A 15,099-nucleotide genomic window follows, 5' to 3' on the forward strand; every position below is an offset into this window, starting at 1 on the left:
GGGGTGCCCGGATGCGCGGTGAAGCGCAGCCCGGTCACCCGGTGTCGCAGCCGCCGGCGGCGCATGTGCCGGTGCTGTACACGCAGGTTCTGGATGGCCTGCAAGTGACCGAAAACGGAACGTATCTGGATGGCACGTTCGGGCGTGGCGGGCACGCACGCGGCGTGCTGGAACACCTTGGCCCGGGAGGTCGACTGCTGGTGATGGACAAGGACCCCGAAGCGATCGCGGTGGCCGAACACAGCTTCGGTGGCGATGCGCGCGTGTCCATCCATCGCGGCAGTTTTGCCGGACTCGGCCAGGTGGTGGCCGCGGCCACCGTCGACGGGATCCTGCTGGACCTGGGCGTGTCTTCGCCGCAGCTGGACGTGGCCGGGCGCGGTTTCAGTTTCGGCAAGGACGGCCCGCTGGACATGCGCATGGACCCGGACAACGGCCAGAGCGCGGCGCAGTGGCTGGCGCAGGCCAGCGAGCGCGAGATCGCCGATGTGCTGTGGACCTATGGCGAAGAACGCCAGAGCCGCCGCATCGCGCGCGCCATCGTGGCGCGGCGCGCCGAACAGCCGCTGCTGCGCACTGCACAACTGGCCGACCTGATCGCGTCGGTGATGCCGCGCGGCGACAGCAAGACCCACCCGGCCACACGCAGCTTCCAGGCCATCCGCATCCACATCAACCGCGAGCTGGCCGATCTGGAAGCCGGGCTGGACGCCGCCCTGGACGCGCTCAAGCCGGGCGGCCGGCTGGCGGTGATCAGCTTCCATTCGCTGGAAGATCGCATCGTCAAACAATTCATGGCCCGCTATGCCAAGGCCCCGCCGAGCAACCGCCGCTTGCCCGAAGCCCAGCCGTTCGTTCCCACGCTGCAGCTGGTGAGCGGCGCGATCAAGGCCGACGACGCCGAATTGATCGTCAATCCGCGTGCCCGCAGCGCGGTGTTGCGGGTAGCTGAAAAGCTGGGAGTCGGGATTCGGAATTCGGGATTGGAAGAGCGCTCCAAGCGAATCCCAAATCCCCAATCCCCAATCCCGGCGTCTCAAGGAGACGCCGCATGAGCCGCTTGCTGCTCGTCGTGCTGCTTGCCTGCAGCATCGCCTCGGCGATCGGTGTGGTGTACATGCGCCACATGCATCGCAAGCTGTTCGTGCAGTTGTCCAAGCTCGAGCACACGCGCGACGAATTGAATATCGAATTCGGCCGGCTGCAGCTGGAGCAGGCCACCTGGGCGGAAAGCAACCGGGTCGACCAGGTCGCACGTGCGCGCATCGGGATGAAGTTCCCCGAGACCAACGACATCGTGGTGGTGCGCCCATGAGCTTGTGGCAGGACAACCGCGTTGCACGACGCAGCTGCCCGCAGGGTGGCGCTTATGTGGGTGCGGCCATGACAGAACGGCAGGACAGCCGTTTTGCACAGCGCAGCTGCCCGCAGGGTGGCGCTTATGCAGGTGCCGCCATGACAAAACGGCAGGACAGCCGTTTTGCACAGCGCAGCTGCCCGCAGGGTTGCGCTTATGCAGGTGCCGCCATGACAAAACGGCAGGACAGCCGTTTTGCACAGCGCAGCTGCCCGCAGGGTGGCGTTTATGCAGGTGCCGCCATGACAAAACGGCAGGACAGCCGTTTTGCACAGCGCAGCTGCCCGCAGGGTGGCGCACACGGAGGTGCGCCATGAAAACCGGCCGCAACCGCCCCCGTAGCAATTTCAACCTCCGTGGTCGCCTGACCCTGGTCGGTATCGCGCTTGGCCTGTGCTCGGTGACGCTGATCGGCCGCGCGGCCTACGTGCAACTGGTCAATCGCGATTTTTACCAGCGTCAGGGCGAAGCGCGTTACCTGCGCGAACTGCCCATCGCCACCTCGCGCGGCATGATCACCGACCGCAACGGCGAGCCGCTGGCGGTGTCCACGCCGGTGGAATCGATCTGGGTCAATCCGCAGGAACTGCTGCGCAACCCGGACCGCATTCCCGAGCTGGCAAAAGCGCTCGGGCAGCCGCTGGACGAGTTGAACGCCAAGCTGGCACAGAAGGCCGGCAAGGAATTCATGTACCTGCAGCGCCGGATCAATCCGGACAAGGCGCATGCGATTGTCGATCTGAAGATTCCTGGCGTGTTCTCGCAGCGCGAGTTCCGCCGCTTCTATCCGCAAGGCGAGGCGATGGCCCATGTGCTGGGCTTCACCAACATCGACGACCGCGGCCAGGAAGGCCTGGAGCTGGCATTCGACGAATGGCTGCGCGGCAAGCCCGGTTCCAAGAAGGTGGTGCGCGATGCGCGCGGCGCCATCGTGGAAAGCGTGGACCTGGTGCGTCCGGCGCAACCGGGCAAGGACCTGACGCTGAGCATCGACCGCCGCATCCAGTTCCTGGCCTACAAGGAGCTGCGCAACGCACTGGTCGAAAACAACGCGGCCGGCGGTTCGATGGTGGTGATGGATGTGGCCACCGGCGAAGTGCTGGCGATGGTCAACCTGCCTACCTACAACCCCAATTCGGTCACCGGCATCAATCCGTCGGCGCGCCGCAACCGTGCGGTCACCGATCTGGTCGAGCCGGGTTCGACGATGAAGCCGCTGACCGTGGCCACCGCGCTGACGGCCGGCGTGGTGACCAAGGACACCGTCATCGATACCAACCCCGGCTACATGTCGGTGGGGCGCTTCACCATTCGCGATGTGCCGCGCAACAACGGCGTGCTCAACGTCACCGGCGTGATCACCCGCAGCTCCAACATCGGCGCGGCCAAGATCGCGGCCAAGGTGCCCGACCAGACCTTCTACCAGTCGATCCGCAACTTCGGTTACGGCAGCGCGCCGCATAGCGGGTTCCCCGGCGAATCGGCCGGCGTGGTGCTGCAGCCGGCGCGCTGGAGCGGCCCGTCCAAGACCACGATGTCCTACGGTTACGGCCTGTCGGTGACGCCGCTGCAGATTGCCCAGGCGTACGCCACGCTGGGCAACGGCGGCAAGCTCACTCCGCCGACCTTCGTGCGTGGCCAGCACAACGAAACCCGGCAGGTGATCACGCCGGAAGTGGCGCGCCAGGTCATCGACATGATGGAGACCGTGGTGACCCAGGGCGGCGCCAAGGGCGCGGCGATTCTGGGCTACCACGTGGCCGGCAAGACCGGCACGGCGCGCAAGAATGGCGCCAACGGCTACGAGCGCGGGCATTACAACGCCCTGTTCGCCGGCCTGGTGCCGGCCACGCGCCCGCGCTTTGCCACCGTCATCGTGATCAACGATCCGCAAGGCAAGGTGTATTACGGCGGTCTGGTGTCGGCGCCGGTCTTCCATCGCGTGATGGAAGGCGCGCTGCGCTTGATGGACGTGCCGCCGGACGATATCCAGTCGTGGCTGGCCGCACAGGCGGCCGGCAAGACCGGCCAGCCGGTGGTCAAGCCGCAATCGGCCGATCCGGATCCGGCCCTGGTGCCAGACCCGGTGGATGAAGTCTCTGCCGGCATTCCGACCGCACTGGCGCCTGCGCCGGCTGCCGCGCCAGCACAGCCCGCGCCGTTGCAGGAGAGCCGCCAGTGAGCCGCTCCATGGCGCTTTCGCAGTTGCTGCCGGATGTGGCATTGACGCACGACGTGCAGGTGTCCGGGTTGGTGATGGATAGCCGCGCCGTGCGCCCGGGCGATGCATTCGTGGCGATCGCCGGTTTCGGTGCGCATGGTCTGGGCTTTGTCGAACAGGCGCGCGCCAATGGCGCGGCGGCGGTGTTGTTCGAGCCGCCGGCTCCCGACGGTCTGCCGGTCCCGGCCGATGCGATTGCCGTGCCCGGTTTGCGCACGCGCCTTGGCGTGATGGCCGATCAATTTCATGGCCGGCCATCGCAGGCGATGCGCATGGTCGGCGTCACCGGTACCAACGGCAAGACCTCCACCGTGCAGCTGCTGGCGCAGGCCTTGACGCTGCTTGGTACGCCCACCGGCACGCTCGGCACGCTGGGCGTCGGTCTGTATGGCGCGGCCGTGCCGACCGGTTTCACCACCCCGCTGGTGCTGCCCACGCACGCCCTGTTGGCGCAGTTGCGCGATGAGGGTGCGCAGGCCGTGGCAATGGAAGTCAGCTCGCACGCGCTCGATCAGGGCCGCGTGGATGCGGTGCATTTCGACGTGGCAGTGTTCACCAATCTCACCCGCGACCATCTCGATTACCACGGCGACATGGCGCAATACGGCGCGGCGAAGGCCAAGCTGTTCACCCGCGCAGGGTTGAAAGCGGCCGTGGTGAACCTGGACGATGGCTTCGGCCGCATGCTGTTCGCTGCGCTTGATCCCGCGCTGCGCGCGATCGGTGTGAGCTCGCGCGCGCATGCCGACGCCCGCGTGAGCGCGCAGGCACTGCAGCTGGACCACAACGGCATCAACTTTGCGTTGAATATCCAGGGCCAAGTGCATCCGGTGCATTCGCCGCTGCTGGGCCGTTTCAACGTGGACAACCTGCTGGCCGTGGCCGGCGCGTTGTGGGCGATGGAGTTTGCGCCTGCGCAGATCGCCAGTGTGCTCGGCCAGTTGCAGCCCATCCATGGCCGCATGAACCGCCTCGGCGGCGCACATGGCGCACCGTTGGTGGTGGTCGATTACGCACACACGCCCGATGCGCTGGAACAGGCATTGAGCAGCCTGCGTTCGCATGCGCAGGACCGCCTGATCTGCGTATTCGGCTGCGGTGGCGAACGCGACACCGGCAAGCGCCCGCAGATGGCGGCGATTGCCGAGCTCAAGGCCGACGTGGCGATCGTGACCGACGACAACCCGCGTGGCGAAGACGGCGATGCGATCGTGGCCGATATCCTGCGCGGCTTCGCGCGACCGGATGCCGCCATCGTGCAGCGCGACCGCGCCGCTGCGATCCATCAGGCCATCGGCATGGCCAGCCCATCGGACATCGTGTTGATCGCCGGCAAGGGCCACGAGCCGTATCAGGAAATTGCCGGTGTGCGGCACGCCTTCGACGACGCCCTCGTGGCGGCGCAGGCGCTGCTGCCGCGCACCGTGTTGGGAGTGCGGCCATGAAGCTCACGCCACTGTCGTTGATCGCACATTGGGCGGGCGGCGAGCTGCACGGCGACGACACCATGATCGATGCGGTCGGTAACGACACCCGCACGCTTGCCGACGGCAGCCTGTATGTGGCGCTGCGCGGCGAACGCTTTGATGGGCACGATTTCGCCACCGAGGCGGTCGCGCGCGGTGCCAGCGGTGTGCTGGTCGATCGCCTGCTGCCGGCGCTGAGCGTGGCGCAGGTGGTGGTGGACAACACCGAGCTGGCGTTGGCGCGCATCGCCGCCGGCATGCAGCGCGACCGCGCCACGCGTGTGCTTGCGCTGACTGGCTCCAACGGCAAGACCAGCGTCAAGGCGCTGCTGCTGTCGATCCTGCAGGAAGCCGGGCGCGTGGATGGCACCACCGTGTACGCCACGCCGGGCAACCGCAACAACGAGATCGGTTTGCCGCTGGCAGTGATCGCCGCGCCCGACGATGCGGACTTTGCGATCTACGAAATGGGCGCCGGCAAGCCGGGCGATATTGCCTATCTCACCGAGATTGCGCAGCCGCATGTGGCGTTGGTCAACAACATCGCGCCCGCCCATCTGGAACGTCTGGGCAGCTTGCTTGGCGTCGCACGGACCAAGGGCGCCATCTACGCCGCGCTGCCCGCCGATGGCGTGGCGGTGATCAATGCCGACGACGCGTTCGGCATGTGGTTCGAACAGCAGTTGCAGAGCCAGCCGGTGCAGGGACGTCGCGTGTTGCGCTATGGCTTGCAGGCCAGTGCCGAGATCACTGCGCGTCAACTGCGTCTGCACACCGGCGGCGCGCAGTTCACCCTGGTCACGCCGCAGGGCGAGGCGCCGATTGCGCTGCCGCTGCCAGGCCGCCACAACGTGCTCAACGCACTGGCGGCAACCGGGCTTGCACTCGGTGCCGGCATCGCCTTGCCGGTGATCGCCGACGGTCTGGCGCAGGCGCGCGCGGTAGCCGGCCGGCAGATCGCGCAGACCTTGCCCAATGGCGCGGTCCTGATCGACGACAGCTACAACGCCAACCCGGGCTCGCTGGATGCGGCCATCGATGCCTTGGCCGCCGCACCGGGCGAAGGCTGGCTGGTGCTGGGCGACATGCGCGAACTCGGCGCCGAAGGCGTGGCACTGCATGCCGCCGCGGGGCGTCGCGCACGCGCGGCCAAGCTGCAGCGGCTGTATGCGCTGGGCGAACTGAGCGCTGCCGCAGCGCAGGCATTCGGCGAAGGCGCCCGCGTGTTCGCCACGCACGCCGAGTTGATCGACGCCTTGCAGGCGGATCTGGTCGATGCCACCAGCCAGCAACAGCAAGTGCCGCAGCACGGATCAGGAAATACGCAGGAACATGCAGTGATTCACCAACAGCAATCGCCATCCACCAACGCGCTTCCGGGCGTCGCCTCCATCACGATCCTGATCAAGGGCTCGCGCGGTAGCGCGATGGACCGCGTCGTCACCGCGCTGCTCGCATCGGCGGAGGACGCATCCCATGCTGCTTGAGTTGGCCCGTTGGCTGCAGCAACTGGAGAGCCTGTTCGGGCTGTTCAATTATTTAACCTTCCGCGGCATCCTGGCTGCGCTGACCGCGCTGTTCCTGTCGTTGTGGATGGGCCCGGCGGTGATCCGCAAGCTCGCCCAGTTCAAGGGCGGCCAGCCGATCCGCCAGGACGGCCCGCAAACGCATTTTTCCAAGGCCGGCACGCCGACCATGGGCGGTTCGCTGATCCTGCTCACCGTCACCTTGTCGGTGCTGCTGTGGGGCGACCTGCGCAACCGCTACGTGTGGTTGGTGCTGGCAGTGATGATCTGCTTCGGTGCGATCGGCTGGTACGACGACTGGATCAAGATCGTCAAACGCGATCCCAATGGCCTGAAGTCGCGCTGGAAGTATCTGCTGCAGTCGATCTTCGGTCTGGCCGCTGGCTTGTTCCTGTACTACACCGCCGACGTACCGGCGGCGATCACGTTCTACATCCCGATGTTCAAGTCGATCGCGCTGCCGCTGGCCGGCGTGAGCTTCGTGGTGATCGCCTACTTCTGGATCGTGGGCTTCTCCAATGCAGTGAACCTCACCGACGGCCTGGATGGTCTGGCCATCATGCCGACCGTGCTGGTGGCCTGCGCGCTGGGCGTGTTCGCGTATGCCTCGGGCAACGTGGTGTTTGCCGAATACCTGAAAATCCCGCTGATTCCCGGCGCCGGCGAGCTGATCATCATCTGCTCGGCGATCGCCGGGGCAGGGCTGGGCTTTCTGTGGTTCAACACCTACCCGGCGATGGTGTTCATGGGCGACATCGGCGCGCTGTCGCTGGGCGCAGTGCTCGGCACCATCGCGGTGATCGTGCGTCAGGAGATGGTGCTGGTGATCATGGGCGGCGTGTTCGTGATCGAAACGCTGTCGGTGATGATCCAGGTGGCCAGCTTCAAGCTGACCGGCAAGCGCGTGTTCCGCATGGCGCCGATCCACCACCATTTCGAGCTCAAGGGTTGGCCGGAGCCGCGCGTGATCGTGCGCTTCTGGATCATTTCGGTGGTGCTGGTGCTGATCGGCCTTGCCACGTTGAAGGTGCGCTGATGAACGACATGTCCCGCCAGGCCACACGACTGGACGCCATCGGCGGCCGCTACGACCCGTGGCTGCTCGGGGCGGCAGTCACGCTCGCCTCGCTGGGCGTGGTGATGGTGGCGTCCAGCTCGATCGAACTGGAAGCCAGCCCGTTCTATTACCTGACCCGCCACCTGCTGTTCCTGGGTGGTGGCATCGCGCTGGCGTTCTGGGCGATGCGCACCGAGCTCAAGACCATCGAACAGCACAACCAGATGCTGTTGCTGGCCTGCTTTGTGCTGCTCGTGGTGGTGTTCGTGCCTGGCCTGGGCAGCACCGTCAATGGCGCCAAGCGCTGGATCAACCTGGGCGTGTCGCGGTTCCAGGTGGTCGAATCGGTGAAGGTGTTCTACATCATCTGGCTTGCGAGCTATCTGGTGCGGTTCCGCGACGAGGTCAACGCGACCTGGCAGGCGATGCTCAAACCGGTATTTGTGGTCGGCTTCTTGGTCGGCCTGTTGCTGCTGCAGCCGGACTTCGGCTCCTCGATGCTGCTGCTGAGCGTGACCGCCTGCATGCTCGTGCTGGGTGGTGCGCCGATCGGGCGCATCATCCTGCCGATCCTGCTGCTGCTGCCGGCCCTGGTGGCATTGGTGATCTTCGAGCCGTACCGCATGCGACGCGTGACCTCCTTCATGGACCCGTGGGTGGATCAGCTGGGCTCCGGTTACCAGCTGTCCAACGCCCTGATGGCCATCGGCCGCGGCCAGTGGACCGGCGTGGGCCTGGGCGCTTCGGTGCAGAAGCTCAACTACCTACCCGAATCGCATACCGACTTCATCTTCTCGGTGATCGCCGAGGAGCTGGGCTTTGTGGGCGTGTGCGGCGTGATCGGGCTCTACGCGCTGCTGGTCGGTCGCGCCTTCTGGCTGGGCATGCGCTGCGTGGAGATGAAGCGGCATTTCTCCGGCTATATCGCCTTCGGCATCGGCCTGTGGATCGCGATGCAGAGCTTCGTGTCGATCGGCGTCAACCTGGGCATCCTGCCGACCAAGGGGCTGACCCTGCCGCTGATTTCGTCGGGCGGCTCATCGGTGCTGATGACCTGTCTTGCGATGGGTGTGCTGCTGCGGGTGTCCTACGAAGCCGATCGCGCCGAGCGCCTGCGCAGCAAGTTGTCTCCGCAGGGCGCGGCCACCTCGCCAGCTGAGCCGGCCGAGCCGGTGGTCGATTCGGTGCCGCCGGCGTACGCGCCTGCGCACAAGCCGCAGCGCGACACTGGCGCTACGCCCACGCCGGCCGCTCCCCCGGTTGCCGCCGCCTACGTAGCGCCGGCGTCGGCCATCCTGCGCGGCACCAGCCGCATGCAATCGCGTGTGGAACCGACCTTCGGGAGGATTGCGTGAGCGTTTCTGCCCATGCCGCGCAAAAAATGCCCGCACCGTCGTCTGCGATGATGCGGCCGGTCATGATTCTGGCTGGCGGCACCGGCGGGCACATCTTCCCCGGCCTGGCCGTGGCCAAGGTGCTGCGCGCGCGCGGCGTGCCGGTGACCTGGCTGGGCGCCGATGACGCCATGGAAACCCGCCTGGTGCCGCAGCACGATATTCCTATCGATACGCTGGCCATCAGCGGCTTGCGCGGCAAGGGCGTGGTGAAGCTGCTCGGTGCGCCGGTGCGGGTCATGCGCGCGGTGCGCGCTGCCGGCTTCGTGCTGCGCAAGCGCCGGCCGCGTGCGGTGATCAGCTTTGGCGGCTTTGCGGCCGGCCCGGGCGGCCTGGCTGCGCGCCTGCTCGGTGCGCCATTGCTGGTGCACGAACAGAATCGCGCCCCCGGCATGACCAACAAGGTGTTGTCGCGTTTCGCGCGCCGCGTGCTGACCGGGTTTCCGGGCAGCTTTGCTGGCGAAGAAGCGGTAGGCAACCCGGTGCGTGCAGAAATCGCTGCATTGCCGGCGCCGGCCGATCGCTTGGTGGGCCGCACCGGCCCGGTACGCGTGCTGGTGCTGGGCGGCAGCCAGGGCGCGCGTGTGTTGAACCAGGCGGTGCCGACAGCGCTGGCTGCACTGGGTCACCCGGAGGTCGAGTTGCGCCATCAGTGCGGCGAGAAGCTGCGCGCCGAAGCCGAAGCGGCCTACCTGCAGGCAGGCGTCAACGCCAGCGTCGAACCCTTCATCGCCGACATGGCCGCGGCCTATGCCTGGGCCGATCTGGTGGTGTGCCGCGCTGGCGCATCCACCCTGGCCGAACTATGCGCCGCCGGTGTCGGCAGCGTGCTGGTGCCGTTCGCCGCCGCCGTGGACGACCATCAAACCCGCAATGCCGAATACCTGGTCGGCGCCGACGCCGCCGTGCTGCTCAAGCAGGACGACAGCCTGGCAGTGCGCTTGCAGCAGGTGTTGCAGACGTTGCTCGCCGACCCGACTCGTCGCCTCTCGATGGCCAACGCCGCACGCACCCTGGCCAAGCCGGACGCCGCCGAGCGCATCGCCGACATCATTCTTCAAGAGGCCGGGAGTGGAGATGGCCAGCCTCCGGCTGTCCAAGAGCGAGCGGGATTGGGGATTCGCAACAAGCAAACGCACAAACAGGGCAGCATGCAGACATCCGTAAATGGCGACCGTTCGGCGCAGTTGATCGCCACCAATCCCCAATCCCGACTCCCCAATCCCGGCGCCTCCGCAGGAGGTGCCCCGTGATCCGCCGTCTGCAAGACAGTGGCGATTTGGTGCGGGCGTTCCCGCGCGTGCATTTCGTCGGCATCGGCGGTACCGGCATGAGCGGCATTGCCGAGGTGATGCTGACGCTGGGCTATGAAGTGTCCGGCTCGGACAACGCCGACAACGCGGCCACGCGCCGGCTGGCCAAGCTGGGTGCGCGCGTGATGCGCGGCCATTCGGCGGCCAACGTGCTGGGCACCGATTGCGTGGTGGTATCCAGCGCCATCCGCGAAGACAACCCCGAGTTGATGGAAGCGCGCAGCCAGCGCATTCCGATCATGCCGCGCGCGGCGATGCTGGCCGAGCTGATGCGTTTCCGTCGTGGCATTGCGGTGGCAGGCACGCATGGCAAGACCACCACCACCAGCCTGGCGGCTGCAGTGTTGAGCGAAGGCGGGTTGGACCCGACGTTCGTCATCGGTGGCCAGCTGCTGGCTGCCGGTGCCAACGCAAAGCTCGGTGGCGGCCAGTGGCTGGTCGCCGAGGCCGACGAGAGCGATGGCAGCTTCCTGCGCCTGAATCCGTTGATGGCAGTGATCACCAACATCGATGCGGATCACCTGGAAAACTACGGCAACGATTTTGCCCGCGTGCAGGCTGCATTCGCCGAATTCCTGCAGCGCCTGCCGTTCTACGGCCTGGCGTTGCTGTGCATCGACGACCCGGAAGTGGCTGCACTGGCCGGCAAGACGCCGCGCCACGTGATGAGCTACGGCATGAGCGAAAACGCCGACGTGCGCGCCGAAGATGTCGTGCAGGACGGGCCACGGATGCGCTTTACGCTGCGCCTGCCCGAAGGCACCACCACGCCGGTGACGCTCGCACTGCCGGGCCGTCACAACGTGCTCAATGCGCTGGCGGCTGCCGCAATCGGCTGGCAGCTCGGCGTGGCGCCGGACACCATTGCGCGCGCGCTGGAAAACTTTGCCGGCATCGGCCGTCGGTTCAACGATCTGGGCGAAGTCACCACCAGCAGCGGGGCACGTGTGCGCGTGGTCGACGATTACGGCCATCACCCGCGCGAACTCGAAGCGGTGTTCGCCGCCGCGCGTGGCGGCTGGCCGGACAAGCGTCTGGTCGTCGCCTTCCAGCCGCACCGCTATAGCCGCACCCGCGACCAGTTCGACGCCTTTGCCGCGGTACTCAGCACGGTCGACGCATTGGTGCTGAGCGAGGTCTACCCGGCCGGCGAAGCGCCGATCCCGGGCGCCGATTCGCGTGCATTGGCACGCGCCATCCGTGCGCGCGGCCGCAGCGAGCCGGTGGTCGTCGGCCAGATCGCCGGGCTTGCCGAAGTGTTGCCGGACGTCCTGCAGGACGGCGACCTGCTGTTGATGATGGGCGCCGGCGATATCGGTTACGTGGCCCAGCACATCATCAGCAACGGGTTTGTCGGAGAGCAGGCATGAGCGCGTTGGTCGGCAACGTTCGCACCAGCGATCCGGCAGCCTTTGGACGCGTCGCCGTACTGCTCGGCGGCACCTCGTCCGAGCGCGAGGTGTCGTTGAATTCCGGCAGCAACGTGCTGGAGGCGCTGCGCGCGCGCGGCGTCGATGCGCAGCCGGTGGATGGCATTCCGGCGTTGGCCAAGGCATTGGTCGCGCAGCAGTTCGATCGCGTGTTCAACGTGCTGCACGGACATAACGGCGGCGGCGAAGACGGCATCGTGCAAGGCCTGATGGAAGCCTTCGGCGTGCCCTATACCGGCTCGGACGTGCTGGGCTCGGCGCTGAGCATGGACAAGATCCGTACCAAACAGGTGTGGCTGTCGCTGGGCCTGTCGACGCCGCGCTACGCGCGGTTGGCTGCTGGCGCCAGCGCAGAGGCAATCCATGCCGCTGCACAGCAGATCGGGTTGCCGGTCATCGTCAAGCCGGCCAACGAAGGATCCAGCGTCGGCGTCAGCCGCGTGTTCGACCAGGCGCAGCTCGAAGAAGCAGTGACTCTGGCGGCGCGCTACGACGGTGCGCTGTTGATGGAGCAATTGATCGAAGGCGACGAACTCACCGTGGCCGTGCTCGGCGACACCGCGTTGCCGTCCATCCGCATCGTGCCCAAGGGCCAATGGTACGACTACAACGCAAAGTACATCGCCGAGGACACCCAGTACCTGTGCCCGGGCCTGGAAGGCGAGGCCGAAGCGCAGATTCGCCGACTCGCGCTGGACGCCTTCCGCGCTGCCGGCTGCCGTGGCTGGGGTCGCGTGGACGTGATGCGCGATGGCAGCAGCGGCCAGCTGTATCTGCTCGAAGTGAACACCGCTCCCGGCATGACCAGCCATTCGCTGGTGCCCAAGGCCGCCCGCCAACTCGACATCGATTTCGAAGAACTGGTCTGGCGCGTGCTGGAGCAGACGCTGTGACGCGGGGATTGGGGATTCGGGATTCGGGATTGGCCAACAGCGACGCGATGCGCGCCCTTGCTGTTGCTGCTGCCGTGACGAATCTCCAATCCCCAATGCCGAATCCCGTGTGCGGAGCACACCAATGAACGCCACCCTGCGCATCCTGGCCTGGTTGCTCGCGCTGGCGTTGGTCGCGCTGCCGGTGGTGGCCGTGCTCAATGGCTGGGTCGGTGCCGAGCGCTGGCCATTGGCGAAGTTGCGCGTGTCCGGCGACTTCAAGCGGGTGCCGGCCGAAGAGTTGCGTGCGGTGGTGTTGCCGTATGCGCGTGCCGGCTTTTTCGCGGTGAAACTGCAGCAGGCACAGGACGCCATTGCGCGGTTGCCGTGGGTGGAAAGTGCGCAGGTGCGCAAGCGCTGGCCGGATGTGCTGGAAGTGCACGTGACCGAGCACAAGCCGTTCGCGCGCTGGGGTACCGACCGCATGCTGTCCGAGCAGGGCCGGCTGTTTCGCACCCCGCCGCTGTTGAAGGATTTCAAGTTGCCGCAGCTCGGTGGGCCGGACAGCAAGACCCAGGACGTGGTGGCGCTGTACAACGAATCGCGCGCCCTGTTCGCACCGACCGGGCTGGATGTGGAGCGTCTTGAAATGGACGCGCGCGGCAGCTGGTCGCTGGGGCTGAGCAATGGCGTGCAGATCGTGGTCGGCCGCGACGATGCACGCGCACGGCTGCAGCGCTTCGCCCGCGTGCTGCCGCAGCTGTCCGATCCACAGCGCCCGATCGCCCGCGCCGACCTGCGCTACACCAACGGATTTACCGTTGAAAGGCAGCGATTGGAAAGTGGGGATTCGGGATTGGAAAAAGCGCAGCCCCGGCATCGCGCAGCACCTTCCGCACCTCCCGTCGCCCAGGCATTTCCGCGTTTTCCCAATCCCGTATCCCGAATCTCGAATCCCGGCTTTAAGACATGAATCGCAAAGGCGACAAATCCCTCATCGTTGGACTGGACATCGGCACCTCCAAGGTCGTTGCGCTGGTCGGCGAATACTCGCCCGGCAATCCGATCGAAGTGATCGGCATCGGTTCGCATGAATCGCGCGGTCTCAAGCGCGGCGTGGTGGTGGACATCGAATCCACCGTGCAGTCGATCCAGCGTGCGGTGGAAGAGGCCGAGCTGATGGCCGGCTGCGAGATCCGCTCGGTGTATGCCTCGATTTCCGGCAACCACGTGCAGTGCAAGAACTCGCCAGGCATCGTGCCGATCCGCGATGGCGAAGTGACCTGGAGCGATCTGGAGCGCGTGCTCGATGCCGCCAAGGCGGTGGCCATTCCGGCCGACCAGCGCATCCTGCATGCGATTCCGCGCGAGTACGTGCTGGACGATTCGCAGGAAGGCATCCGCAACCCGGTCGGCATGACCGGCGTGCGCCTGGAGGTGCATGCGCACCTGGTGGTGTGCGCGCAGTCGGCAGCCGCCAACATCACCAAGTGCGTACAGAAGTGCGGCCTGCAGGTCGACGATCTGGTGCTGTCGTCGCTGGCGTCGTCGGTCGCAGTGCTGACCGCCGACGAACGCGAGCTTGGCGTGGTGCTGGTGGACATCGGCGCCGGTACCACCGATCTGGCGGTGTACGTGCAAGGCGCGATCTGCCACACCGCTTCGTTGCCGATCGCCGGTGACCATGTCACCAACGACATTGCGCACATGCTGCGCACGCCGACGCCGGAAGCCGAGCAGATCAAGGTGCGTTACGCCTGCGCGCTGGCACAGCTGGCCACCGCCGAAGAAAGCATCCAGGTGCCGTCGGTGGGCGACCGCCCGCCGCGCCGCATGCCGCGCCACGCACTCGCGCAGGCGGTGCAGGGCCGTTACGAGGAAATCTTCGAGATGGTGCAGGCCGAACTGCGTCGTTCGGGCTTCGAAGAAATGGTGCGCGCCGGCATGGTGCTTACCGGCGGTGCCTCGAAGATGGAAGGCGTGGTGGAACTGGCCGAAGAAATGTTGCAGATGCCGGTGCGCGTGGGCATTCCGCAGCACGTCACCGGCCTGGGCGAAGTCGTCGGCAACCCGGTACACGCCTCCGGCGTAGGCCTGCTGCTGATGGGCAGCCAGATCGAACACCCGCGCCGGCCATCGATTCCGACCGGGCGCGCAGGCAGCTTGTTCAAGAAATTGAAGAATTGGTATCGCGGCGAATTTTGAAGTGCCGGGATTCGGGAGTTGGGATTCGGGATTGGAAAGAGCAAGAGCAAGAGCGAAAGGCAAAGCGGCGGCGGTTGCGAAGATTAAGTAGAGAGCGGCGAGCAGGTAGGCGATAAAATTATTTGCAGGCATTGCGTCGAGGAGTAGGTGACACGAGCCGTGGAGCGCAACAGCGAATCTACGGCCCCGGCACACGAATCCCGACTTTCAAACAACAACACTCGCCGTGGTGCGGAGTGGGCAGGGACCCTCGCTTGT

12 protein-coding genes are annotated in these 15,099 nt (G+C 66.3%); all 12 read left to right on the forward strand.

What is annotated here, in order from left to right:
* Positions 1-11 precede the first annotated feature (11 nt).
* The 12 genes from rsmH to ftsA all read left to right on the forward strand — a co-directional run bounded on the left by rsmH (position 12) and on the right by ftsA (position 14,841).
* Complete coding sequence (rsmH, locus tag ACCQ07_RS03955; RefSeq protein ID WP_008571990.1) at positions 12-1,055, forward strand: 16S rRNA (cytosine(1402)-N(4))-methyltransferase RsmH; 1,044 nt, start codon at positions 12-14, stop codon at positions 1,053-1,055.
* Positions 1,052-1,315 (forward strand): cell division protein FtsL, encoded by a 264-nt coding sequence (gene ftsL, locus ACCQ07_RS03960; protein ID WP_005910928.1) that lies wholly within the window; start codon positions 1,052-1,054, stop codon positions 1,313-1,315. Before rsmH ends, ftsL begins: the two co-directional genes overlap by 4 nt.
* Before the next feature lie 355 nt (positions 1,316-1,670).
* Positions 1,671-3,539: a peptidoglycan D,D-transpeptidase FtsI family protein gene (locus ACCQ07_RS03965; RefSeq protein ID WP_008571988.1), complete on the forward strand. Its 1,869-nt coding sequence runs from the start codon at positions 1,671-1,673 to the stop codon at positions 3,537-3,539.
* A gap of 8 nt (positions 3,540-3,547) precedes the next feature.
* Entirely contained in the window at positions 3,548-5,023 is a 1,476-nt protein-coding gene (locus ACCQ07_RS03970) for a UDP-N-acetylmuramoyl-L-alanyl-D-glutamate--2,6-diaminopimelate ligase (RefSeq protein ID WP_372364119.1), read from the forward strand.
* Positions 5,020-6,531: a UDP-N-acetylmuramoyl-tripeptide--D-alanyl-D-alanine ligase gene (locus tag ACCQ07_RS03975; RefSeq protein ID WP_218496076.1), complete on the forward strand. Its 1,512-nt coding sequence runs from the start codon at positions 5,020-5,022 to the stop codon at positions 6,529-6,531. The genes ACCQ07_RS03970 and ACCQ07_RS03975 overlap by 4 nt, the downstream gene beginning before the upstream one ends.
* Positions 6,521-7,606 carry a phospho-N-acetylmuramoyl-pentapeptide-transferase gene (gene mraY / locus ACCQ07_RS03980; protein WP_003485285.1) on the forward strand — a complete coding sequence of 362 codons (1,086 nt, stop codon included), beginning with the start codon at positions 6,521-6,523 and terminating at the stop codon, positions 7,604-7,606. Before ACCQ07_RS03975 ends, mraY begins: the two co-directional genes overlap by 11 nt.
* Positions 7,606-8,982: a putative lipid II flippase FtsW gene (ftsW, locus tag ACCQ07_RS03985; RefSeq protein WP_372363810.1), complete on the forward strand. Its 1,377-nt coding sequence runs from the start codon at positions 7,606-7,608 to the stop codon at positions 8,980-8,982. The genes mraY and ftsW overlap by 1 nt, the downstream gene beginning before the upstream one ends.
* On the forward strand, positions 8,979-10,274 hold the full coding sequence (murG, locus tag ACCQ07_RS03990) for an undecaprenyldiphospho-muramoylpentapeptide beta-N-acetylglucosaminyltransferase (RefSeq protein WP_057681855.1): 1,296 nt from the start codon (positions 8,979-8,981) through the stop codon (positions 10,272-10,274). Before ftsW ends, murG begins: the two co-directional genes overlap by 4 nt.
* Positions 10,271-11,704, forward strand: coding sequence for a UDP-N-acetylmuramate--L-alanine ligase (murC, locus tag ACCQ07_RS03995; RefSeq protein WP_011346425.1), 1,434 nt, complete (start codon positions 10,271-10,273; stop codon positions 11,702-11,704). The genes murG and murC overlap by 4 nt, the downstream gene beginning before the upstream one ends.
* Entirely contained in the window at positions 11,701-12,657 is a 957-nt protein-coding gene (locus ACCQ07_RS04000) for a D-alanine--D-alanine ligase (protein ID WP_071118277.1), read from the forward strand. Before murC ends, ACCQ07_RS04000 begins: the two co-directional genes overlap by 4 nt.
* 124 nt (positions 12,658-12,781) lie before the next feature.
* A complete protein-coding gene (locus ACCQ07_RS04005) occupies positions 12,782-13,609 on the forward strand; it encodes a cell division protein FtsQ/DivIB (protein ID WP_071117963.1) in 828 nt (275 codons plus the stop codon).
* Positions 13,606-14,841, forward strand: coding sequence for a cell division protein FtsA (ftsA, locus tag ACCQ07_RS04010; RefSeq protein WP_003485272.1), 1,236 nt, complete (start codon positions 13,606-13,608; stop codon positions 14,839-14,841). The genes ACCQ07_RS04005 and ftsA overlap by 4 nt, the downstream gene beginning before the upstream one ends.
* Positions 14,842-15,099: the final 258 nt, after the last annotated feature.

Origin of the sequence: Xanthomonas sp. NCPPB 3583, assembly GCF_041475715.2 — a bacterium.
In the GTDB taxonomy this organism is placed as follows: domain Bacteria; phylum Pseudomonadota; class Gammaproteobacteria; order Xanthomonadales; family Xanthomonadaceae; genus Xanthomonas; species Xanthomonas euvesicatoria.